Here is a 21,396-nt window from a genome sequence, read left to right as displayed (position 1 = left end):
GCACCCCGTCACGGCAACCTGTCAGCATCGTCCGAGGACAATTCCGTCAGGCCGCCTTGCCCGGCTTCGGGGGCCGGCGGTGCCGAAGCCATCCGCCCAGCAAACGCCGCTTGTCACCTCGCGGGATCAGTTCGATGTCGCTGACGAGCTTCGCGCCTCCCTTGCGGCGCTCCAGCGTGATCTTGCGGCTGTGAAACTCCTCCAGTTCCGTGCGATGGGCGACGCTGATGATGGTCGCGTCTTTCAATTCCTCGTGCAGCAACTTCATGAGATTGTCCTGCCCGGTGTCGTCGAGCGCGGAGGTCGCTTCGTCGAGAACGATGATATCAGGCCGGTGCAGAAGCAGTCGCGCGAAGGCCAGCCGCTGCTTTTCGCCGCCCGACAGGGTCTGATCCCACGGCGCGTCCTCTTCGACCTTCTCCTTCAGGTGCGCGAGCCCGACCTTCTCAAGCGTCTCCGCCATCTGCTCGACCGTCCAGTCCTCGGCGGCGCCGGGATAGGCGATCGCGCGCCGCAACGTGCCGGTCGGGACATACGGCTTCTGCGGCAGCATGAAAATCCGGCGATCGCGATGGAAGTCGACGCTGCCGCTGCCCCACGGCCACAGACCGGCAATGGCGCGCACCAATGTGCTCTTTCCGCTGCCGGATTCGCCGGCAACAAGGACACGTTCGCCGGGCTCGATAACCACCTCAGACTCGCCGACCACGGCGGTGCCGTCGTTCAGCGTGACGGATAGTTCGTTCAGGCGCACCATGGCGTCGCCTTCGGTCTCTCCACGCTCGATGCGGTTGATCCCCTCGCCGGTTTCGGCGCGCTCCAGACCATCGAGCGACATCATCAGGGACGCAATGCGCCGCGCACCGGCGTTCCATTCCGCAAGGCGCGGATAATTGTCCACCAGCCAGCCGAACGCCGCCTGCACGATCGTGAAAGCCGATGCCGCCTGCATGACCTGTCCCAGCGACATGCTTCCTTCCAGAAACTTCGGAGCGCAGAGCAGGATCGGAATGACCGGCGCGATCAGGCTCGAGCCCTGCGACACAACGGTGGTGCGCATGTGCTGCCCGCACAACCGCGCCCATTGCCGCAGGACGTTCCCGAACGACTTGTCGATTCCCGAACGCTCCTCCTCCTCGCCGCCGAGCAGCGCGATGCTTTCGCCGTTCTCGCGCACGCGGGTCAGCGCATAGCGGTATTCGGCCTCCGCCTGATTCTTGCTCTCGGAAACCGACACGAAGTTCCGGCCGATGATCATCATCGAGCCGCTGGCGATCGCCGCATACACGACGGCGGCGATGACGAGGAAGCCCGGAATGGTGACGGTGCTGCCCCCGACGGACAATGTCAGCGCGCCGCCGATGGTCCACAGCACGACGATGAAGGTGGCCGCCGAGAGAAATGCCTGCGTCACGCCTGCGGCGAAATCCACCGGTGCGTCGGTGGCAACCCGTAGATCCTCCGCGATCCGGTATTCCGGGTTCTTGTGATCGCCGTCGACCAGATTGAGCTGATAGTAGCGGCCGTTGGCCAGCCACCGCGACACCACGGAGTTGGTCAGCCACGCGCGCCAGCGCCGCTGGATGCTCATGCGGGCAAAGACCTGCACGACACCGATGACAACGCTGCCGATCGCAAGCGGAAAGAATATTCCCGTCAGATAGAAAACCTTGGCGGCATCCTTCTTCTCGATGGCGTCGAAGATCGACCTGTTCCAGACGTTGATGCCGTACTGAAACGTGATTTGCAGAACGATCAGCGCGAGCAGGCCGAAGCTCAACGTCCACGCCAGGCGGCCTCCGCCGCGGCCCCAAAAGCCGCGCGCGCTGATCCAGAACCGGGTCAGCAGATAGTCGCGTTTGAGCTGTTCGAGTTCCTCAGGAGAGAGCCCGGGTTCGGGCTCAACCATTTCGGGCGGGGGCGCTTCAACCGGCTCTCCGGTTTCAGCGAGAACTTCTTGAATCGGCGGTCTATTCATACCGGCCCAACGCCAGTGGAACCACAAAGTTCCCGCCCAAAGTGCGCTGCCGCAAATCGGCTATTCGGCAGGTGTGGCCTGCGGCAGCGGCCTCCGTGTGTCCCGTCCGCGCAGCCGGTCGATCAACAGGTAAATCACCGGCGTCGTGTAGAGCGTCAGGATCTGGGAGACGATCAGCCCGCCGATGATGGTGATGCCGAGCGGCCTGCGCAGCTCCGTCCCCGGCCCGGTCGCGATCACCAGCGGCACCGCGGCAAGAAGCGCCGCCATCGTGGTCATGATGATCGGCCGGAAACGCGCCAGGCTGGCCTCGAAGATCGCATCCTCCGACGACAGGCCGCGCTGCCGTTCGCCCTCAAGGGCGAAGTCGACAATCATGATGCCGTTCTTCTTCACGATGCCGATCAGCAGGATGATTCCGATAAACGCGATCACCGTCAGCGGCGTGTTGGTGACCTGCAGAGCCAGCAGCGCGCCAAGTCCGGCCGGCGGCAAAGTCGAGATGATCGTCAGCGGATGGGCAAGGCTCTCGTAAAGGACGCCGAGCACAATGTAGACCGCGATCAGCGCGCCGAGAATGAGCAGCGGCTGGCGGTTCGCGGTTTTCTGACTGTCGGCGGCGTTGCCGGCGAATTCGCCGCGAATGCCTTCAGGCATGTGCAACTCCTCGACCGCACGCTGGATGTTATCGGTCGCGGTCTGCAGCGGAACGCCGTCGGGTACGTTGAAGGAGATCGTGTTCGAGGGGAACGACGCCTGATGATAGACCGACAGCGGCGACAGGCCGCGCTCCATCCGCACCACTGCCGACAGCGGCACCTGCGCATCGCCTGCGCCCGCAACGTATATCTTTTCGAGCGCCGTCGGATCGCCCTGCAACCGCGGATCGACCTCCAGAATGATCTTGTACTGGTTCCGCTGGGTGTAGATGGTCGATATCTGCCGCTGTGAGAACGCATTGTTCAGGGCGTTGTCGATGTCCTGAACCTGCACGCCGAGGCTGGCGGCGGTCTTGCGGTCGATGGACAGGTTCAGCGCGAGGCCAGCAGCGTCGCGGTCGCTGGAAACATCCGTGATGCCTTCCACGCTCTCGAATTTCTTCGCTACGATCGGCGCCCACTTCGACAGCAAATCCAGATCTGAACTGATCAGCGTGTACTGGTAGTTGGAGTCGCTCTGGCGTCCGCCCGCGCGCAAATCCTGTGCGGCAAACATGAACAGCCGGATGCCGGGCACCGTGCCGAGATTGCGCCGGAGCCGATCGATCACCTGCGTGGTGGTCAGGCCGCCGCGCTGGTCGAGGTCCTTCAGACTGATGAACATGGTGCCGCGGTTGGCCCCGCCTCCGCCCGGCCCGCCGCTGCCGCCGAGGCTCGAACCGACACCCGCGACGGCGGGATCAGCCATCACGATGTCCGCAATCCGCTGCTGGAGACCGAGCATGGCCTGGAACGAGACGTCAGGCGATGCCCGCGTCGCGCCGATCACGAGGCCGCTGTCGTCGGTCGGAAAATAGCCTTTCGGCGTCTTGATGTAGAGCGTGACCGTCAATGCGATGGTCGCGACAAACACCAGCATGGTCAAAATCGGAAAGCGCAGCACGACATGCAGCGTCCGCTCATAGAACCGCACGATGCGCGACAGGCTGCCTTCGACCAGCCGGTCGAACCAGGTGGCGTCCGGCGAAACGGTGGTCTTGATGTAGTGAGCGCAGATCATCGGCGTCACGGTCAGCGACACCACCATCGACACCAGAATGGCAAAGGTCAGGGTCAGCGAGAATTCGCGGAACAGCCGCCCGATAATGCCTTCCATGAAGATCAGCGGCGTAAACGCCGCCACCAGCGAAATGCTGATCGACAGCACCGTAAAGCCGATCTGCTTCGCGCCAAGCAGCGCCGCCTGATACGGCTTCATGCCCTCTTCGAGATTGCGGTACATGTTCTCGATCATGACGATGGCATCGTCGACCACGAAGCCGACCGAGACCGCGAGCGCCATCAGCGACAGGTTGTTGATCGAAAACCCCGCGACCCACATCAGGGCGCAGGTCCCCGCCAGCGCCAGCGGCACGGAAATGCCCGCCGCAATGGTTGGCGTCATCCGGCGCACGAACACGAACACCACGAGCATGACCAGCACGGCAGTCGCGCCCAGCGTCCATTCCATGTCCTCGACGTTGGCGCGGATGGTGCCGGTGCGATCCGAGAGAATGGAAATCTCCACACCGCCCGGAATCCATTGCTTCAACTCGGGCAGCAACGCCTTGACCCGGTCGACGGTGTCGATGACGTTGGCGTCCTGCTGCTTGGTGATCAGGATCAGAACGGCAGGCTGCTTGTTGAACCACGCGATGGAGCGGCTATTGCGCGTCGCATCGAGCACGGTGGCAATGTCGGACAATTTCACGAAATTGCCGTTGGCCGCCTTGATCACGATATCGCGGAACTGGGCCGCCGTGCGCATCTGCGGATTGGCCGCGAGCGTCTCGCCGAGAACCGGACCGTTGAAGGCTCCGACCGGTCCAATCGCGTTGGCGTTGACGATGGCGTTGCGGACATCGTCGCTGGCGATACCTGCGGTTGCCAGCGCTCCTGGATTGAGCTGGACGCGGATGGCCGGCTGATCCGCACCGCTCACGGTCGCCTCGCCCACGCCGGGCACCTGTGAAATGCGCTGGGCGATCACGGTATCTGCGACGTCATAGATCGCGCTCGGCAGCATGGTCTTCGATGTCAGCGCGACGATCAGCACCGGAGCCGCGGCGGGATTGGCCTTGCGGAAATTAGGCAGCGTCGGCAGGTCGGTCGGCAAATCCGCAAGCGAGGCATTGATCGCAGCCTGCACGTCGCGCGCCGCGCGGTCGATGTTGCGGCCGATGGCGAACTGCAGCGAGATGCTGGTGGTGCCGAGCGAACTGGTCGACGTGATCTGGTCGATGCCGGCGATTTCACCGAGCCGCCGTTCCAGCGGCGCGGCGACGGTCGACGACATGATGGTCGGATCGGCGCCGGGGCGCGAGGCGCTGACGCGGATCGACGGGAAATCGACCGAAGGAATGCTCGCGACGGGAAGGAAGTTGTAGGCAACCGCTCCGACCAGAAACAGGCCGATCGCCAGCAGCGTGGTGCCGACGGGCCTGCGGATGAATGGTTCGGACAGCGACGCCATGTTATTGAACGCCCTCCGTGGCTCCCGCGATCGGAGGCGACGGCTTGCCGGAATCATCCGGCGGCACCGCGGCTTCGATCCGGCGATTGATCCGGTCGAGCGCAAGGTAGATGACCGGCGTCGTATAGAGAGTCAGGATTTGCGAGACGATCAATCCGCCGATGATCGACACGCCGAGCGGAAAACGCAGTTCAGATCCGGTGCCGCTTTCGAGCGCCAGCGGCAACGCGCCGAACAGCGCCGCCAGCGTCGTCATCATGATCGGGCGGAAACGCAGCAGACACGCTTTGACGATGGCGTCGTAGGCCGACAGGCCCTGATGCCGCTCCGCTTCCAGCGCAAAGTCGATCATCATGATCGCGTTCTTCTTCACGATCCCCATCAGCAGGATGATGCCGATCAGGCCGATCACCGACAGGTCCTGCCCGCAGAGGATCAGCGCCAGGATCGCGCCGACGCCGGCGGATGGAAGTGTCGAGAGGATGGTGATCGGATGGATGTAGCTCTCGTACAGCACTCCCAACACGATGTAGATCGTCACCAGCGCCGCGAGGATCAGCCAGGGCTGGCCCGACAGCGACTTGGAGAACTCGGCGGCGTCGCCCGAATAGAGGCCGGCGATGTTTCCCGGCATGCCGATGTTCTTCTCGATCTCCGCAACCCGTTCGACCGCGTTGCCGAGCGCTTCGCCCGGCGCGAGATTGAACGACAGCGAGACCGACGGGAACTGCGATTGATGCGAGATTGACAGCGGCGCGGTCGTTCGCACGATGGTGGCCACCGCGTCGATCGGCACCTGCGCGGTGGGTGCGCCTGACGCACCGGCAGCGCCCGGAACATAAAGCTTCGACAGCACCGACGGATCGCGCTGATATTCCGGCAGCGCCTCAAGCACGACGCGGTACTGGTTGGCCTGACCGAAGATCGTTGAGATCTGGCGCTGGGCGAAAGCGTCGTTCAGCGTATCGTTGACCGCCTGCACCGAGACGCCAAGCTGGCCAGCGCGCTGGCGATCGACATTGACCAGGGCGCGCAGACCGCCCTCCTGCCCGTCGGACGAGACGTCGCGGAACATCGGATCGCGCCGCATCTGCTGAACGAGCTTGTTCGCCCATTCGATAACGGACGGCGCGTCGGTGGCGGTCAGCGTGTACTGATACTGCGAACGGCTCGACCGCGTGCTGATCTGAACGTCCTGCACCGCCTGGAAGTAGACCGTCATGCCGGGAACGGCGGCGACGCGCTGCTTCAGCCGGTCGACAACCACGGCGATGTCGGTCTTGCGCTCGCCACGCGGCTTCAGCGTCAAAACGAGACGCCCGACATTCGTGGTAGGGTTCACCGAGCCCGCGCCGATCACCGAGACGACGCCGACGATGTCGGGATCGGCCTTGATGGCATCGGCGATCTGGCTCTGCCGCAACTGCATGTCCGAGAAGGACACCTCGGTGCCGGCTTCGGTCACCGCGGTGATCGAGGCCGTATCCTGCAACGGCAGGAAACCCTTCGGCGCGACGACATAGAGCGCGAGTGTCGCAACAATGGTCAGTAGCGTGACCACCAGCGTCGCGCGCTGATGCCGCAGCACCCAGAGCAGCGTGCGCTCATAGAACGCCACCATCCTGTCGATCCAGCCGCTGATCGTGGCAAGGCCGGGAACCTTGAGTTCTTCGTCATGCCGTTTCAGCAGCCGCGAGCACATCATCGGCGTCAGGGTCAGGGACACTACGGCGGATGTCACGACCGCAATCGTCAGCGTCAGCGCGAACTCCCGGAACATGCGCCCGACGAGGCCCGACATGAACAGCAGCGGGATGAACACCGCGATCAGCGACACCGTCAGCGAGATCACCGTGAACCCGATTTCACTGGCGCCGCGCAGCGCGGCGTCCATCACGCCCTCACCGTCCTCCATGTGCCGGACGATGTTCTCGATCATCACGATGGCGTCGTCGACCACGAAACCGGTGCCGATGGTCAGCGCCATCAGCGACAGGTTGTCGAGACTGAAGCCGGCGAAGTACATCACCCCGAAACTGGTAATCAGCGACAGCGGCAGCGCGACGCCCGCAATCAGCGTGGCCCGCAATGAGCGCAGGAAGATCAAGACCACCAGCGTCACCAGCACGACGCTGAGCACCAGTGTGAACTGCACGTCGCGAACGGACGCCTTGATGGTGACGGTGCGGTCGCTGACCACGGTCAGGTCCACGCCCGCAGGAACCGCCTTCTGGAGCTTCGGGATCTCTTCGCGGATTTGCCGCACCACCTCGATGACGTTGGCGCCGGGCTGGCGCTGGATCTCGATGACCACCGCGGGCTTGCCCTGATACCACGCGCCGGTCTTCTCGTTCTCCAGTCCATCGACGATCCGGGCAACATCTCCGATGGTAACGGGCGAGCCGTTGCGATAGGCGATGATGATCGGCTTGTAGGCGTCGGCGGTGGCGATCTGGTCGTTGGCCGAGATGGTGTAGGCCTGCTGTGCGCCATCGAGCGATCCCTTGGGACCGGAGACGTTTGCGCCTGCGATCGCGGTGCGAAGGTCTTCCATCGAGATGCCATAGGCGGCAAGCCTGGCAAGATCGGCCTGCACGCGAACGGCGGGTTTCAGTCCGCCGAGAATGGATACGCGGCCGACGCCGGAAATCTGCGCCAGCCGCTGCGCCATCATGGTGTCGGCGAGATCGCTCATCGCCCGCAGCGGCGACGTCTCCGACGTCATCGCCAGGGTCAGCACCGGAGCATCGGCCGGGTTCACCTTCGCATAGGTCGGAGGATACGGCAGGTTCTTCGGCAGCACGCCCGCCGCGGCATTGATCGCGGCCTGCACGTCCTGCGTCGCGCCGTCGATGTCGCGGTTGAGATCGAACTGAAGCGAAATCTGGCTGACGCCGAACGAACTTGTCGAGGTCATGGAGACCAGCGACGGAATTTGCCCGAGCTGCCGCTCAAGCGGCGCTGTGATCAGCGAGGCGGCGACATCGGGACTGGCGCCCGGCAACTGGGTCGTGACCTGCACCGTCGGAAAGTCGACTTGCGGCAAAGCCGACACCGGCAGCGCCCAGTATCCGAGCGCACCGCCGATCAGCAGCGCCACGCCCAGCAGCGAGGTCGCGATCGGACGATGGATGAATGGCTCAGAGACGCTCATCGATGCGTGCTCACCGGGTTGGACTCTAGAACATCATCAAGTCGTGGATTTTCCATCGTCATTGCGAGCGAAGCGAAGCAATCCATCTTTTGGATATGGGAAGCTGGATTGCTTCGTCGCTTTGCTCCTCGCAATGACGGTGAGAAATCCTGTTTCGATCGCAGGCTCACTGCGGCGCTTTCGTGTCGCCGCCTGTTTGTGGTTGTCCGCCTTGCGGTGCAGTTCCCTGCTCCCTCGCGCCGCGCCGTTCGCCCTTCTCGCCGCGCTGGCCCTGTCCCTTTTCGCCGCCGCCCGGTCGCTGCTGTTTGCGCGGCGCAAGGTCCGGCGTCGGAGCCTGATAGTCCTTGCTGATGGTCACCTTCGCGCCTTCGGACAGATTGGCGAAGCCCGTGGTCACAACCTGATCGTCGACCGTGATGCCCGACGCGATGACGGCGAGGGTTTCGTTCTGCAATGTCACCGTGACGGGGCGCGCGGCGACGGTATTGTCCTGACCGATCACGTAGACGAACGTGCCCGCCGGCCCGCGCTGAACCGCCGCTGTCGGAACCACGATGGCCTTGTCGAGGGTGTTCACCTTGAGGCGCACATTGACGAACTGTCCCGGCCACAACTGAAAATTCGCGTTGGGAAATTCCGCCTTCACCTTCACCGTGCCGGTGGTCTGATCGACCTGATTGTCGACGCCCGTCACCCTTCCGGTATCGGCCACCGTCTTGCCGTCGTTGCCGAACACATCGACCGCGAGCGGCCCCTTTGCCAGCGCCGTGTTGACACGGAAGATCTGTTGCTGCGGCAGACTGAACTGAACGGAGATGGGCTGGAGTTGCGTGATGACCACAACGCCCGTCGCGTCCGAGGTCTGGACGATGTTGCCCTGATCGACCTGACGCAGTCCGGCGCGGCCAGACAACGGCGCGATGATCTTGGTGTAGCCGAGCGTGGCCTGCGCGTTGTCGATCGCCGCCTGATCGGATTTCACCAGCGCCTCTAGCTGCGCAACCAGCGCCTTCTGCGTGTCGGCCTGCTGCGCGGAACCTGCCTTGGATGCTGCCAACTGCTGATAGCGGACCAGATCCATGCGCGCGTTGGCGAGGGTGGCTTCGTCCTGCGCCTTCTTGGCGACAGCCTGATCGTACTGCGCCTGATAGATCACCGGATCGATCTCTGCCAGCACGTCACCTTTCTTGACGTCCTGGCCTTCCTTGAAATTGACCGACAGCAGCTTGCCGTTGACCTGCGCGCGCACCGTTACGTTGTTCAGCGCGCGGACGGTGCCGACGCCGTCCAGATAGACCGGAACGTCTTCGATGCGCGGCGTCGTGGCCAGCACGGGAATGGCCAAATCGGTCCGCGAGCGGGTCGCGGTCTCGGTCTTCTTGAAATAGGTCCAGCCGAGATAGCCAAGACCGCCGATGATGAGGAGCCACACGGCAATCGAGACGGTTCTCCGCCGCGCGCCGGACGCTACCCGCGCGACTCCTTCGCCAGCCGCTTTGGCCTTTTCATTCAGATCGGGCTTAAAGAGCATTCGCCGGCCCTTCCGTCCTTGGCGACCAACCACCGCCCAATGCCTGATAGAGAGATACGACCGCCAGCAGCCGGGCGAGTTGGAACTGCGCCAGCGAATCTTCAGCCTGAAATAGCGTCAATTGCGTGTTTAGCACAGTTACGATGTCGGCCGTGCCGGCGCGAAGCTGCCGCTCGGACAACTCGAACGCCCGCCGGGAGGCCGACACCACGATGCGCTGGAGCCGCAGCCGCTCGTTGGCCTGTTTGAGGGTCGAGAGCGCCGTGTCCACATCGGCAAAGGCCGAGACAACGGTCTTGCGATAGGTTTGCAACAACTCGTCCTGCCGTGCCTGCTGCAGGTCGAAGTTGGCCTGAATCCGTCCGGCGTCGAAGATCGGCTGCGTCAGTCCGGCCGCCATATTGAAGAACGCCGACTGCGGGGTGAACAACATCGCCAGTTGCGCGCTCTGGTAGCCGCCCTGCCCGGTGAGCTGAATGCTCGGGAAGAACTGTGCCCGCGCGCTGCCGACATTCGCGGTCGCCGACGCGAGCTGGTTTTCCTGACGCCGGATGTCGGGCCGCTGCGTCAGCAGGTCGGAGGGAATACCCGGGGTGACGCGCGGAATGGCGATGCTGCCGAGCGATCCGCCGGTCAGTCTTACCCGCTCCGGCGGGCGCGCGACCAGCGTTGCGAGAATGTTGGCATTCTGATCCAGCGCCTGCCGCAACGGCGGCACCGCCGCCTTCTGGTTCGCAAGCAGACTTTCCTGTTGCGCAAGATCGAGATCGGAGCCCGTCCCCGAATCGACGCGCGCCTTGATGGCGTCGTAGATGCGCTGCGCGCTGGCGATGTTGCGGGTCGCGATGTTGATGCGCTCCTGCGCCGCGACCACGTTGAAATAGGCGTTGGCGACGCTCGCCAATGTCGTCAGCGCAACCACATCGCGATCGAAGCGATTGGCGTTGGCGGTTTCTTCCGCGGCCAGCAGCGCGTCGCGGTTCTTGCCCCAGAAATCGATCTCGTAGCTCGCGCTGAGGGAGGCAACATGATTCGTCACCTCGCCACGGCCGCCGATCGAGCTGCCGGACGTCACCACGCCGGTATTGCTCGACGAGCGCGACCGCGAGCCAGAGAAAGTGCCGGTGACACTCGGCAGCAGCGCAGCGCCTGCGGTCTGGGCCTGCGCGTCCGCCTGCCGGATGCGGGCAACCGCGGCGGCGATATCCAGATTGACGGTCTGGGCCTCCTCCATGAGGACGGTCAGTTCCCTTGAGCGGAAGCCACGCCACCAGTCCAGCGCCGGCGGTTTGCTCTCCGCGTCACCTGACGCCGCCTTGTAGGCGCCGGGCACGTCCAGAGCGGGGTCCGGCAGATCGGACGTGAGGATGCAGCCGCCCGACATGGCCGCCATGGCCAGCGCCGCGCAGAGCGCGAACGACGGCCGCGGAAATGCTCCACGTCTCGACTTGCAAGGCAGCTCAAACACCGGCGCTAACACTCTCCGAAATGGGCCAGAATCTCATTCTACAGGGCCGTTCTGGCCACGGACAGGCATGTCCTGCCGCCGTCCTCAAGACAAGCGCGACCTGTGCCTCCCGGGTGTCAGGTCCGGAATTCGATTTATCCCCATAAACAAAGGGTTTCCTGCGTTCATCGATCTGAACGGCGGCAAGCCTTACAAAGATTTCATCCGGAGCCGGCGTCAGAGGCTGCAGGCCGGACGTGGCCTTCACACCATGATACCCGGCCTTGCGTCTTTGGCTAAAGGGCGCAAGAATTGTGGCAAGACCAACAGCGAAGGACAGTTCGGCGGAAAGCGGCCGGCGCGCGAGCAGAAGAGTTGGACACAGAGCCACGTCATACTGATGGAATTGCGCGATGTCTGACCCGATCATCCTGACCCCCGACAATGTCGAGGCGGTTTTGCCGGATGTTCCCCGACTGGTCCGGTTTGCATTCAAGTTCGCTTCGAGGCTCCGGCGCGGCACCCTCGACGTCACCCTGCCGAATGGCCGGACGGTGCGCTGCGGCGGTCTCGAGCCCGGCCCCGCCGCGCAAATGACGATCTACAGCTACGGATTTGCATGGCGGCTGGCGCGAGGCGGCGACATCGGCATTGCCGAGGCCTATCTGCGCCGCGAGTGGGACACGCCCAACCTGACGCAGTTCCTTTACATCTTTTGCGTCAATCACGATCTGATCCAGACCATGCTCGGCGGCAAGCCCTTCGCGCGGTTCGTGCAGTCGCTGCGCCACTGGTTCAACCGCAACACCAGGCGGCAGGCACGCCGCAACATCTACGCGCACTACGACATCGGCAATTCGTTCTACTCGGCGTGGCTCGACCCGAGCATGACCTATTCGTCGGCGCTGTTCGAGGACGGTACCAACGACCTCACCGCCGCGCAGCACAACAAGTACCGGCGTCTCGCCGAGGCGATCAACCTTCAGCCCGGACAGAAAGTGCTGGAGATCGGCTGCGGCTGGGGCGGCTTTGCGGAGTACGTCGCCAAGAACTACGACGTCCGGGTTGTCGGGCTGACCATCAGCACCGAGCAGCGCGATTTCGCGCTGAAGCGGATGCAGGCCGCAGGCCTCAGCGAGAAGGTCGAGATCAGGTTTCAGGACTACCGCGACGAGCGCGGACAATATGACCGGATCGCCTCCATCGAAATGATCGAGGCCGTCGGCGAGGAGTTCTGGCCGCAGTATTTCAGCCAGCTTCGGGACCGCCTTGCCCCCGGCGGCCTCGCCGGAATTCAGGCGATTACCATTCAGGACAAGTTCTTCAACGCCTACCGGCGCGAGGTCGATTTCATCCAGCGCTACGTGTTTCCCGGCGGCATGCTGCCGTCGCCGCAGGTGCTGAAATCGCTGGGCGAGAAGTTCGGCGTCCCCGTCATCCGTGAGCGCATTTTTGGAGAAGATTATGCCAAGACGCTTGCGACATGGAGAGACAACTTCCGCGCCGCATGGCCGAACCTGATGCCGCTCGGATTCGACGAGCGCTTCCGGCGGCTGTGGGAATACTACCTTGCCTACTGCGAAGCCGGATTCCTGTCCGGCAATATCGATGTGCGTCAGGTCGTATTCGCCAAATCAGGTTAATTGACCGGTTCAACTTCCTCAAAAAGCGGGCAGATCACGCCTGCGCGCGCTGCCCTTGTCGGAACGGCGGGCCGCCTCTAGGTTGATCCCTCAAACAGCAGCCCTTCCCTTTGCTCCTGATACATCCGGTCCCAGGTCCTTCCATATCATGCACATTCGCAAAGACGTCATCGACGCCATCGGCAACACCCCGCTCATCAAGCTGAAGCGCGCATCCGAAGAGACCGGATGCACCATTCTCGGCAAGGCCGAGTTCATGAATCCCGGGCAGTCGGTTAAGGACCGCGCCGGCAAACAGATGATCCTTGAGGCGGAAAAGCGCGGCGACCTGCGGCCCGGCGGTCTGGTCGTCGAGAGTACCGCGGGCAACACCGGAATCGGCCTCGCGCTCGTCGCGGCGGCGCGGGGCTATCGCACCATCATCGTGATTCCGGAAACGCAAAGCCAGGAAAAGAAAGACGTGCTGCGTCTGCTCGGCGCGGAACTGGTCGAAGTGCCGGCGCTGCCCTTCAGCAACCCGAACAACTATCAGCATGTCGGCCGGCGTCTTGCAGACGAGTTGCGCAAGACCGAAAAGAACGGCGTCATCTTCGCCGACCAGTGGAACAACCTCGACAACCGCAAGGCGCATTACGTCTCGACCGGTCCCGAAATCTGGGACCAGACCGACGGCAAGGTCGACGGCTTCATCTGCTCGATCGGCAGCGGCGGCACGCTCGCGGGCACGGCGACGTTCCTGCGCGAGAAGAAGAAAGACATCAAGATCGGCGTCGCCGATCCGCGCGGCGCGGCGATGTACAACTACTTCGATCATGGCGAGGTCAAATCGACCGAGGGCGGATCGATCACCGAAGGCATCGGCCTTGGCCGCGTCACCCCGATCATCGAGGACATCAAGGTCGACAAGGCCTATCTCATCGAGGACTCGGAAGCCGTGCCGATCGTGTTCGACCTGCTTGAGAAGGAAGGCATCTGCGTCGGCGGATCGTCGGGCGTGAATATCGCGGGCGCCATCCGTCTGGCGAAGGATCTCGGGCCCGGCCACACCATCGTGACCATCCTGTGCGACTACGGCACGCGCTATCAGTCGAAGCTGTTCAACCCCGAGTTCCTGCGCTCGAAGAACCTGCCGGTGCCCGCATGGCTGGAGCGCAAGAGCAAGATCAAGCCGCCGTTCGTGTGAGAGGCAGGCAACTTACTCAACGTCATTCCGGGGCGCGAGCATTTGGGAGCGAACCCGGAATCCAGATGTTACTTCCGATGAACTCTTCTGGATTCCGGATCAGCCCGCTGAAGGACACTCACCTCAATATCTGACTCAAAAACAGCTTGGTCCGCGCGTGCTGCGGGTTCGAGAAGAACTTCTCCGGCGTATTCGCTTCGACGATCTGCCCTGCGTCCATGAACACCACGCGGTCGGCGACTTCGCGGGCAAAGCCCATCTCGTGGGTCACCACCAGCATGGTCATGCCCTCTTTCGCCAGATCGACCATGGTGTCGAGCACTTCCTTGACCATCTCTGGATCGAGCGCGGAGGTGGGCTCGTCGAACAGCATCACTTTCGGATTCATGGTGAGCGCGCGCGCAATCGCCACGCGCTGCTGCTGGCCGCCTGAAATCTGGCCGGGATACTTGTTCGCCTTGTCGGGAATCCGCACACGCTCGAGATATTTCATCGCCGCGGCTTCGGCGTCTTTCTTAGGGATGTTGCGCACCCATATCGGCGCCAGCGTGCAGTTCTCCAGCACGGTCAGATGCGGAAACAAATTGAAGCTCTGGAACACCATGCCAACCTCGCGGCGCACCGCATCGATGTGGCGCAGGTTCGGCCCGAGCTCGATATTGTCGACAACGATGCGGCCTTCCTGAAATTCCTCCAGCGCATTGATGCAGCGGATCAGCGTCGATTTGCCGGAGCCGGACGGCCCGCAGACCACGATGCGCTCCCCGCGGCCAACCGCCATGTCGATGTCGCGCAGCACATGGAAGTCGCCGAACCACTTGTTGAGGCCCGAGATGTTGACGATTGCGTCTGCGGTCATGGTTTCATCTCAGACATTCTTGTGAACATTCAGGCGCCGTTCCACGAACAGCGAATAGCGCGACATTCCAAAGCAGAACACGAAGTAGATCATTCCGGTGAAGGCAAAGCCGGTGAACAGCGTCGTCGGCGTCGCCCAGTTCGGATCGGCGAACGACGCCCGCAACTGCCCGAGCAGATCGAAGATCGCCACGATCAGCACCAGCGTGGTGTCCTTGAACAGTGCAATGAAGCTGTTCACCAGCGCCGGAATGACATTCCGCAGCGCCTGCGGCATCACGATCAGACCGGTGGTCTTCCAGTAGGACAGGCCGAGCGCACTGGCGGCTTCCGCCTGTCCGCGCGGCACGGCCTGCAAGCCGCCGCGAATGACCTCGGCATTGTAGGCACCGGCGAACAGCGCGATGCCGATCAGCACGCGCACCAGACCATCGACTGTGAAGTTCCCCGGCAGAAACAGCGGCAGCATGTAGGTTGCGAAGAACAGCACCGTAATCAGCGGCACACCGCGCCAGAATTCGATGAAGGCAATCGAAAACACCCGGATCAGCGGAATGGTCGAGCGTCGCCCGAGCGCCAGGATCATTCCGACCGGCATCGACGCGACAATGCCGGTGACCGAGACGACCAGCGTCACCAGCAGCCCGCCCCATGAACGGGTATCGACGATGGGCAGGCCCCCCTTGTCGAGGCCCATCACCACGATCACGGCGGCAATTCCGGCGAAGATTGCAATGCTCTTGAACAGCGCCCGCCAGCCGTTGCGGAATCCGCCGGTCAGGAAAAACATCAGCAACGAAACGATGATCGCGGTCGCGGCAAGATCGGTCCACAGCGGAGACTGGAAACGCTCAATGTAGTCACGCAGCCACTCAACCGGCCAGATCAGGATGGCCAGTCCGTCGCCGATCCATCCGACCAGCCTGCCGACAAACGACAGCCCCTGTCCCAAGGGTCCCACGATTGCCGTGGAGGCCAATCGTGTGCCTGCGTCCTGGAAGCTGGAAGCCAGTCCGGACCCGAGATCGGCCAGCCAGTGAATGGCAAAGCCCTTCAGTCCGCCGCCGCGCAGCAGGAAGAAGCCGATGACGGGATAGGCGGCGAAGAACAGCCCGGAGTTGAGCGCCTTCGCGGGCGCGCGCGGGATCAGCAGCGGCAGGAGCAGAAGTGCGCCGAGCGCGAAGGTCAGATTGACCCGCCAGCGCTGGTCCTCCGGATAGAAGCCGTAGATGAACTGATCGAATTTCGCCTGCACGAACGGCCAGCACGCACCGACCACCCGCCCGGCATTCGCCTCAAGACAGGCATTGCGATCACTGCCCTGCCACACGGCATCGACGAACAGGAATTTCACGGCGGGAACGAGGATCAGCCACAGCAGCGCAGCGCCGATCAGCGTGATCATGATGTTGAGCGGCGAATTGAACAGCCGCTCGCGCGCAAAGCCGATGACACCCGTGGTCCTGACCGGAGCGCGGCGCGGTTCGGCAATCTGCTGCCGGACGAATGACGCGGTCTGCTCCGTCATGTGGCAAGGCTCCGGTTCAGACGCCAGCCGTAGAAACTCATGATCGCGCTCGTGACCAGCGAGATCAGCAGATAAACGCCCATGGTGAGCGCGATGATCTCGACCGCCTGTCCGGTCTGGCTCAGCGTCGTTCCGGCGAACACCGAGAATAGATCGGGATAGCCGATGGCGACCGCGAGCGACGAGTTCTTGGTGAGGTTGAGATACTGATTGGTCAGCGGCGGCAGGATCACCCGCATGGCCTGCGGAATCACCACCAGCCGCAGCGTCTCGCCGCGCGACAACCCCAGGGATGCGCCCGCTTCCATCTGGCCCTTCGGCACGGACTGGATACCGGCACGCACGATCTCGGCGATGAACGCTGCGGTGTAGGTCGAGAGCGCGATGGTGAGCGCGGCAAACTCCGGCAGCACCTTGGCGCCGCCGGCGAAGTTGAAACCTTTCAACTGCGGCATGTCGAATGCGAACGGCGCGCCGAAAATCAGGATGGCCAGCGCGGGAAGACCGACCAGCATCGCCAGCACGAACGGCCAGATCGTCACCTTCACACCGGCGGCAAACAATTGCCTGCGGGCATGGAAGTGCATCAGCAGCGACGCCGCGACAGCGATCACGATGGCGGCCCCGAACACGCCGAATCCCTGCTGCGGTACTGGATCGGGAACGATCAATCCGCGGTTGCTCAGGAAGACGGTCCCGAACAGCGAGATGCTCTGGCGCGGGCTTGGCAGTGTCGCCAGCACGGCGAGATACCAGAACAGGATCTGGAACAGCAGCGGCAGATTGCGGATCAGCTCGACATAGCCGCCGGAAATCCGCGCCAGTAGCCAGTTCGGCGACAGCCGCCCCAGCGCCACGAGCACGCCGATGATGGTCGCGATGATGATACCGACGATAGAAACCAACAGGGTATTCAGCAGGCCGACGAAAAACACCCGCGCATAGGTGTCGGTCTCCGAATATGGAATCAGCGCCTGGCTGACAGCGAAGCCCGCAGTGTTCGACAGGAAGCCGAAGCCGGACGCGATCCGCTGGGCCTGAAGGTTGGCCCGCGCGTTCTCGACAATCTCATATCCAATCCAGACAACGGCCGCGACGAACAGGATCTGAACGATCACACCGCCCCACCCCGCCTGCCCGCCAAGTACGCGGCGAAGCCGTGCAACCAGTTGCAGCGGAGGCTTGCGGGGCTCGGTTGCCATTGCCGTATCCGGCAATGCCGTCAACGGATCGGCGGCGCGTATTGAAGACCGCCCTGATTCCAGAGCTTGTTCAGTCCACGGGCGATGCCGAGCTTGGAGCCTGCGCCGACGTTGCGATCAAACGATTCGCCGTAGTTGCCGGTTGCCTTGATGATGCGTGTGACCCAGTCCTTGGTAAGACCGAGCTGTTCGCCGAGATTGCCGTCGGTGCCGAAAATCCGCTTGAGTTCGGGCTTGCTGGACTTCGCCATCTCGTCGACGTTCTTCTGGGTGATCGCATATTCCTCGGCATTGATCATCGCGAACAGCGTCCAGCGCACGATGTCGAACCACTGGTCGTCGCCGTGACGGACCACTGGGCCGAGCGGCTCCTTCGAGATCACTTCCGGCAGAACCGCATGATCGTTCGGTGCGGCGAGCTTGAGGCGCTCGGCGTAAAGCTGCGAAACGTCCGAGGTGAACACGTCGCAGCGGCCTGACTCGTAGGCCTTGACCGTCTCATCCGCGGTGCCGAACGCGATCAGCTCGTACTTCATGTTGTTACCCTTGAAGTAGTCCGAGACGTTCTGCTCGTTGGTGGTGCCGGTCTGCACGCAGATCGACGCGCTGTTCAGCTCCAGCGCCGAATTGACCTTGAGCGACTTGCGGATCATGAAGCCCTGGCCGTCGTAGTAGGAAATGCCGGTGTAGTTCAGGCCGAGCGAGGTATCGCGCGACAGCGTCCAGGTCGAGTTGCGCGACAGTACATCGATCTCGCCGGACTGCAGCGCCGTGAAGCGGTCCTTCGCGGACAGCGGCACGAACTTCACCTTGGTCGGATCGTTGAAGATCGCTGCTGCAAGGGCGCGGCAGACGTCGACGTCGAGACCGGCCCAGTTGCCCTTGTCGTCGGGGGCCGAGAATCCGGGCAGACCCTGGCTGACGCCACAGGACAGGCTTCCGCGATCCTTGATGCTCTGAAGCGTGCCCCGGTCCTTCGGTTTGTCCTGCGACTGTGCCTGGGCTGCCTGAATGGCGAATGCTGCGAGAATAAGAGCGAGCGATACCCGTTTCATAGAACGACCTTTCCCGGCAATTCCGCGTCGGCGACGAACAACGTCGCACGGAGCGAAATGATCCTGCTGAAGCAACACAAATCCCAGCTAAATATCTGGTCTGCATAACAGAACGCCGAACGCGACGGGTCAAGGGGTTGACGTCCGCCATTGCGGTCAGCTTACTGACCCATAAGGCAGCACATTGCCTTTTGTCGAGCAGTCCCCTCCGCGGCTGCGGCAAGATGTCTTGCACAAGTGATCGTCACATGACTTCCCCAAAAGACAGCCGTTTCTCGAAACCGCTTGATCCGCAGACCGAACTGGTCACGTCCGGACGCGACACCGTTGCGCAAAAGGGCTTCATCAACCCGCCGATCGTGCGCGGTTCGACAGTGCTTTATCCGACCGCCGAAGACCTCCATGCCCACCGCGGCGAGTTTCAGTACGGGCGGCACGGCACGCCGACCACCAAGGCGCTCCAGCAGGCGCTGATGGCGCTGGAAGGACCGAACTGTGCCGGCGTGGGACTGGCACCGTCCGGCGTGGCTGCGATTTCCACAGCGCTGCTGGCGATTCTCAAGGCCGGCGATCACTTACTCGTCATCGACAGTGTGTATCGCCCGACACGAAACTTTTGCGACAGCGTGCTCAAGCGGTATGGCGTCGAGACCACCTATTTCGATCCACTGATCGGAGCAGGCGTCGAGAAGCTGTTCAAGCCGAACACCAGGGCCGTCCTCGTCGAAGCACCGGGATCGCAGTCATTCGAGATGCCGGATATTCCGGCCATCGCGGCCGTCGCGCATGCCAGGGGCGCGCTGGTTGTGGACGACAACACCTGGGCGACGCCGCTGTTTCATCGCTCGCTCGATCAGGGCGTCGACATCAGCATTCAGGCCGGAACAAAATATATCGGCGGCCACTCGGACATCATGTTCGGGACGATCTCGGCGAACGCAAAGACGTGGCCTTTGATCACCGAAGCGATTCGGCTGCTCGGCGTCTGCGCCGGTCCCGACGATGTCTTTCTCGCGCTGCGCGGACTCCGGACGCTGTCCGTGCGCCTCGCCCATCACCAGCAGGCGGGTCTTGAGATGGCGCGCTGGTTCGCATCGCGTCCGGAAGTTTTGCGGGTCATTCATCCGGCGCTGGAGACCGATCCGGGACACGCGATCTGGAAGCGCGACTTCACCGGCGCCACGGGCCTGTTCAGCATCGTGCTGAAACCGGCGTCGAAGCAAGCGGTCGATGCGTTCCTCGACACGGTCACGCTGTTCGGCATGGGCTATTCGTGGGGCGGCTTCGAGAGCCTCGTGATTCCGTTCGACTGCTCAACCTATCGCACGGCTACAGAATGGAAACCGGGCGGGCCGACGCTGCGTTTCCACATCGGGCTGGAAAATCTCGATGACCTGAAGGCCGATCTTGAGCGAGGGTTCGCGGCGCTGAAGGCGGCGGCGTAATCTCACTTTTCGTCATTGCGAGCGAAGCGAAGCAATCCAGTCATAACATCAGATGGATTGCTTCGTCGCTTGCGCTCCTCGCAATGACGGGTGCTGACTTTTCAGCTCTTCTCGACCTTCGATCCCGACCCGCGGTTCTTCAGGATCAGCATGATGTTGCGGATATAGATGATCGTCGCCAGACCCTGCCCCAGAATAATCACCGGCTCGCGCTTGGCGATGCCGTAGATCAGGGTCATGAACCCGCCGCCCATCGAAAAGAACCAGAATGCCATCGGCACAACGCTCTGGCCGGCGCGCTCGCTCGAAATCCACTGCACGAGGAACCGCGCCGTGAACAGCAACTGCGCGATCAGGCCGAACGCGAGCCAGAAATCGAACTTCGCGACGAACACATCGTAGAGATAATTGCCAAGATCCTGACCGAACTGAATCAGCATCAGGTCACCTCCGTTGCGACCGGCGTGGATTTCTTGCGGCGGATCAGCCACCACACGCCCGCAAGATCCATGATCCCGATCCAGAGCCGGTCGAAGAACCCGTAGTTCGACACGCCGGAATGCCGAGGACGGTCGATCACATCGACATAGACGATGTCGTAACCCTCCCGCCGCACCAGCGCCGGAAGAAAACGATGCAGACCATCGAAATATGGCAAAGCAAGGAACACATCGCGGCGCAGCGCCTTCAATCCGCAGCCGGTGTCGCGGGTGCCGTCATGCAGGATCGCGTTGCGCACGCCGTTGGCCGCGCGCGACTGAAACCGCTTGAAGCCGGTGTCCTTGCGGCCGACGCGCTGTCCCGCCGCGAGGCCGACCTTGTCGCCGCCCTTCTCGATCGCCTCGATCAGGGCCGGAAGAAACGCCGGATTGTTCTGCCCGTCGCCATCGAGCGTCGCGACGATCTTTCCCCGCGCCGCGCGAACGCCGGTCCGCACCGCGGCCGACTGGCCGCTGGAAGCGGCGTGCCGGATCTGGCGCACATTACCGCGCGCCTTCATCTCGGCGGCGAGCCGCTCGCCGGTTGCATCCGTCGATCCGTCGTTGACGTAGATGATCTCGTAGGCCCAGCGGCCATCGAGCGCCGCCGCGATCTCGGCGATCAGCGGCGCGACGTTGTCCTGTTCGTTGCGGACGGGAACCACAATCGATACGTCGGGGGCCGGCAGGCCGGGGATGCTGGATTGATCGTTCATATCTCG

Annotated in this window: 15 protein-coding genes; 4 read left to right on the top strand and 11 right to left on the bottom strand. The window is 62.9% G+C overall.

The genetic code is table 11. The features are described from left to right. Nucleotides 1–46 precede the first annotated feature (46 nt). The 5 genes from AC1RM7_RS02660 to AC1RM7_RS02640 all read right to left on the bottom strand — a co-directional run bounded on the left by AC1RM7_RS02660 (nt 47) and on the right by AC1RM7_RS02640 (nt 11,227). Nucleotides 47–1,978: an ABC transporter ATP-binding protein/permease gene (locus tag AC1RM7_RS02660; protein WP_024919231.1), complete on the bottom strand. Its 1,932-nt coding sequence runs from the start codon at nt 1,976–1,978 to the stop codon at nt 47–49. Between the two features lie 60 nt (nt 1,979–2,038). Then, nucleotides 2,039–5,149, bottom strand: coding sequence for an efflux RND transporter permease subunit (locus tag AC1RM7_RS02655; RefSeq protein WP_024919230.1), 3,111 nt, complete (start codon nt 5,147–5,149; stop codon nt 2,039–2,041). A gap of 1 nt (nt 5,150) precedes the next feature. After that, nucleotides 5,151–8,303, bottom strand: a complete 3,153-nt coding sequence (locus tag AC1RM7_RS02650; RefSeq protein WP_024919229.1) for an efflux RND transporter permease subunit — start codon at nt 8,301–8,303, stop codon at nt 5,151–5,153. 166 nt (nt 8,304–8,469) lie between these two features. Beyond that, on the bottom strand, nt 8,470–9,834 hold the full coding sequence (locus tag AC1RM7_RS02645) for an efflux RND transporter periplasmic adaptor subunit (protein WP_024919228.1): 1,365 nt from the start codon (nt 9,832–9,834) through the stop codon (nt 8,470–8,472). Next, complete coding sequence (locus AC1RM7_RS02640; protein ID WP_152544110.1) at nt 9,824–11,227, bottom strand: efflux transporter outer membrane subunit; 1,404 nt, start codon at nt 11,225–11,227, stop codon at nt 9,824–9,826. The genes AC1RM7_RS02645 and AC1RM7_RS02640 overlap by 11 nt, the downstream gene beginning before the upstream one ends. On the opposite strand from AC1RM7_RS02640, the gene AC1RM7_RS02635 reads away from it, so the two are divergent. The 3 genes from AC1RM7_RS02635 to AC1RM7_RS02625 all read left to right on the top strand — a co-directional run bounded on the left by AC1RM7_RS02635 (nt 11,217) and on the right by AC1RM7_RS02625 (nt 14,107). Then, nucleotides 11,217–11,702: a hypothetical protein gene (locus tag AC1RM7_RS02635; RefSeq protein ID WP_492943872.1), complete on the top strand. Its 486-nt coding sequence runs from the start codon at nt 11,217–11,219 to the stop codon at nt 11,700–11,702. The genes AC1RM7_RS02640 and AC1RM7_RS02635 overlap by 11 nt on opposite strands. Beyond that, complete coding sequence (locus AC1RM7_RS02630; RefSeq protein WP_024919226.1) at nt 11,695–12,924, top strand: SAM-dependent methyltransferase; 1,230 nt, start codon at nt 11,695–11,697, stop codon at nt 12,922–12,924. Before AC1RM7_RS02635 ends, AC1RM7_RS02630 begins: the two co-directional genes overlap by 8 nt. A gap of 148 nt (nt 12,925–13,072) precedes the next feature. Further along, nucleotides 13,073–14,107, top strand: coding sequence for a cysteine synthase A (locus tag AC1RM7_RS02625; RefSeq protein WP_492838444.1), 1,035 nt, complete (start codon nt 13,073–13,075; stop codon nt 14,105–14,107). Between the two features lie 118 nt (nt 14,108–14,225). On the opposite strand, the gene AC1RM7_RS02620 is transcribed toward AC1RM7_RS02625, so the two are convergent. The 4 genes from AC1RM7_RS02620 to AC1RM7_RS02605 are packed head-to-tail and all read right to left on the bottom strand — an operon-like array spanning nt 14,226 to nt 18,750. After that, nucleotides 14,226–14,966, bottom strand: coding sequence for an amino acid ABC transporter ATP-binding protein (locus AC1RM7_RS02620; protein WP_006020509.1), 741 nt, complete (start codon nt 14,964–14,966; stop codon nt 14,226–14,228). 9 nt (nt 14,967–14,975) lie between these two features. Continuing rightward, nucleotides 14,976–16,493 carry an amino acid ABC transporter permease gene (locus AC1RM7_RS02615; RefSeq protein WP_024919224.1) on the bottom strand — a complete coding sequence of 506 codons (1,518 nt, stop codon included), beginning with the start codon at nt 16,491–16,493 and terminating at the stop codon, nt 14,976–14,978. Next, a complete protein-coding gene (locus tag AC1RM7_RS02610; protein ID WP_024919223.1) occupies nt 16,490–17,695 on the bottom strand; it encodes an amino acid ABC transporter permease in 1,206 nt (401 codons plus the stop codon). Before AC1RM7_RS02610 ends, AC1RM7_RS02615 begins: the two co-directional genes overlap by 4 nt. 20 nt (nt 17,696–17,715) lie before the next feature. Further along, entirely contained in the window at nt 17,716–18,750 is a 1,035-nt protein-coding gene (locus AC1RM7_RS02605; protein WP_006020506.1) for an amino acid ABC transporter substrate-binding protein, read from the bottom strand. A 248-nt stretch (nt 18,751–18,998) separates the two neighbouring features. Here AC1RM7_RS02605 and metC point away from each other — a divergent pair, with 248 nt between their 5' ends. Then, nucleotides 18,999–20,195 carry a cystathionine beta-lyase gene (gene metC / locus AC1RM7_RS02600; protein ID WP_024919222.1) on the top strand — a complete coding sequence of 399 codons (1,197 nt, stop codon included), beginning with the start codon at nt 18,999–19,001 and terminating at the stop codon, nt 20,193–20,195. Between the two features lie 101 nt (nt 20,196–20,296). On the opposite strand, the gene AC1RM7_RS02595 is transcribed toward metC, so the two are convergent. Both AC1RM7_RS02595 and AC1RM7_RS02590 read right to left on the bottom strand, forming a co-directional pair. Continuing rightward, on the bottom strand, nt 20,297–20,635 hold the full coding sequence (locus tag AC1RM7_RS02595) for a lipid-A-disaccharide synthase N-terminal domain-containing protein (protein WP_024919221.1): 339 nt from the start codon (nt 20,633–20,635) through the stop codon (nt 20,297–20,299). Beyond that, a complete protein-coding gene (locus AC1RM7_RS02590; RefSeq protein WP_006020503.1) occupies nt 20,635–21,390 on the bottom strand; it encodes a glycosyltransferase family 2 protein in 756 nt (251 codons plus the stop codon). The genes AC1RM7_RS02595 and AC1RM7_RS02590 overlap by 1 nt, the downstream gene beginning before the upstream one ends. Nucleotides 21,391–21,396 lie beyond the last annotated feature (6 nt).

The sequence above is a fragment of the Afipia sp. GW822-FHT03D08 genome, assembly GCF_058801645.1.
Note: the sequence above shows the minus strand (reverse complement) of the source record. Positions and strands in the feature narration are given on the sequence as shown.

Coding starts and splice junctions, on each gene's coding strand:
- AC1RM7_RS02610 (WP_024919223.1), bottom strand. CDS start 17,695: ATGGCAACCGAGCCCCGCAAGCCTCCGCTGCAACTGGTTGCACGGCTT.
- AC1RM7_RS02655 (WP_024919230.1), bottom strand. CDS start 5,149: ATGGCGTCGCTGTCCGAACCATTCATCCGCAGGCCCGTCGGCACCACG.
- metC (WP_024919222.1), top strand. CDS start 18,999: ATGACTTCCCCAAAAGACAGCCGTTTCTCGAAACCGCTTGATCCGCAG.
- AC1RM7_RS02615 (WP_024919224.1), bottom strand. CDS start 16,493: ATGACGGAGCAGACCGCGTCATTCGTCCGGCAGCAGATTGCCGAACCG.
- AC1RM7_RS02645 (WP_024919228.1), bottom strand. CDS start 9,834: ATGCTCTTTAAGCCCGATCTGAATGAAAAGGCCAAAGCGGCTGGCGAA.
- AC1RM7_RS02630 (WP_024919226.1), top strand. CDS start 11,695: ATGTCTGACCCGATCATCCTGACCCCCGACAATGTCGAGGCGGTTTTG.
- AC1RM7_RS02625 (WP_492838444.1), top strand. CDS start 13,073: ATGCACATTCGCAAAGACGTCATCGACGCCATCGGCAACACCCCGCTC.
- AC1RM7_RS02660 (WP_024919231.1), bottom strand. CDS start 1,978: ATGAATAGACCGCCGATTCAAGAAGTTCTCGCTGAAACCGGAGAGCCG.
- AC1RM7_RS02620 (WP_006020509.1), bottom strand. CDS start 14,966: ATGACCGCAGACGCAATCGTCAACATCTCGGGCCTCAACAAGTGGTTC.
- AC1RM7_RS02640 (WP_152544110.1), bottom strand. CDS start 11,227: ATGGCGGCCATGTCGGGCGGCTGCATCCTCACGTCCGATCTGCCGGAC.
- AC1RM7_RS02590 (WP_006020503.1), bottom strand. CDS start 21,390: ATGAACGATCAATCCAGCATCCCCGGCCTGCCGGCCCCCGACGTATCG.
- AC1RM7_RS02650 (WP_024919229.1), bottom strand. CDS start 8,303: ATGAGCGTCTCTGAGCCATTCATCCATCGTCCGATCGCGACCTCGCTG.
- AC1RM7_RS02595 (WP_024919221.1), bottom strand. CDS start 20,635: ATGCTGATTCAGTTCGGTCAGGATCTTGGCAATTATCTCTACGATGTG.
- AC1RM7_RS02605 (WP_006020506.1), bottom strand. CDS start 18,750: ATGAAACGGGTATCGCTCGCTCTTATTCTCGCAGCATTCGCCATTCAG.
- AC1RM7_RS02635 (WP_492943872.1), top strand. CDS start 11,217: ATGGCCGCCATGGCCAGCGCCGCGCAGAGCGCGAACGACGGCCGCGGA.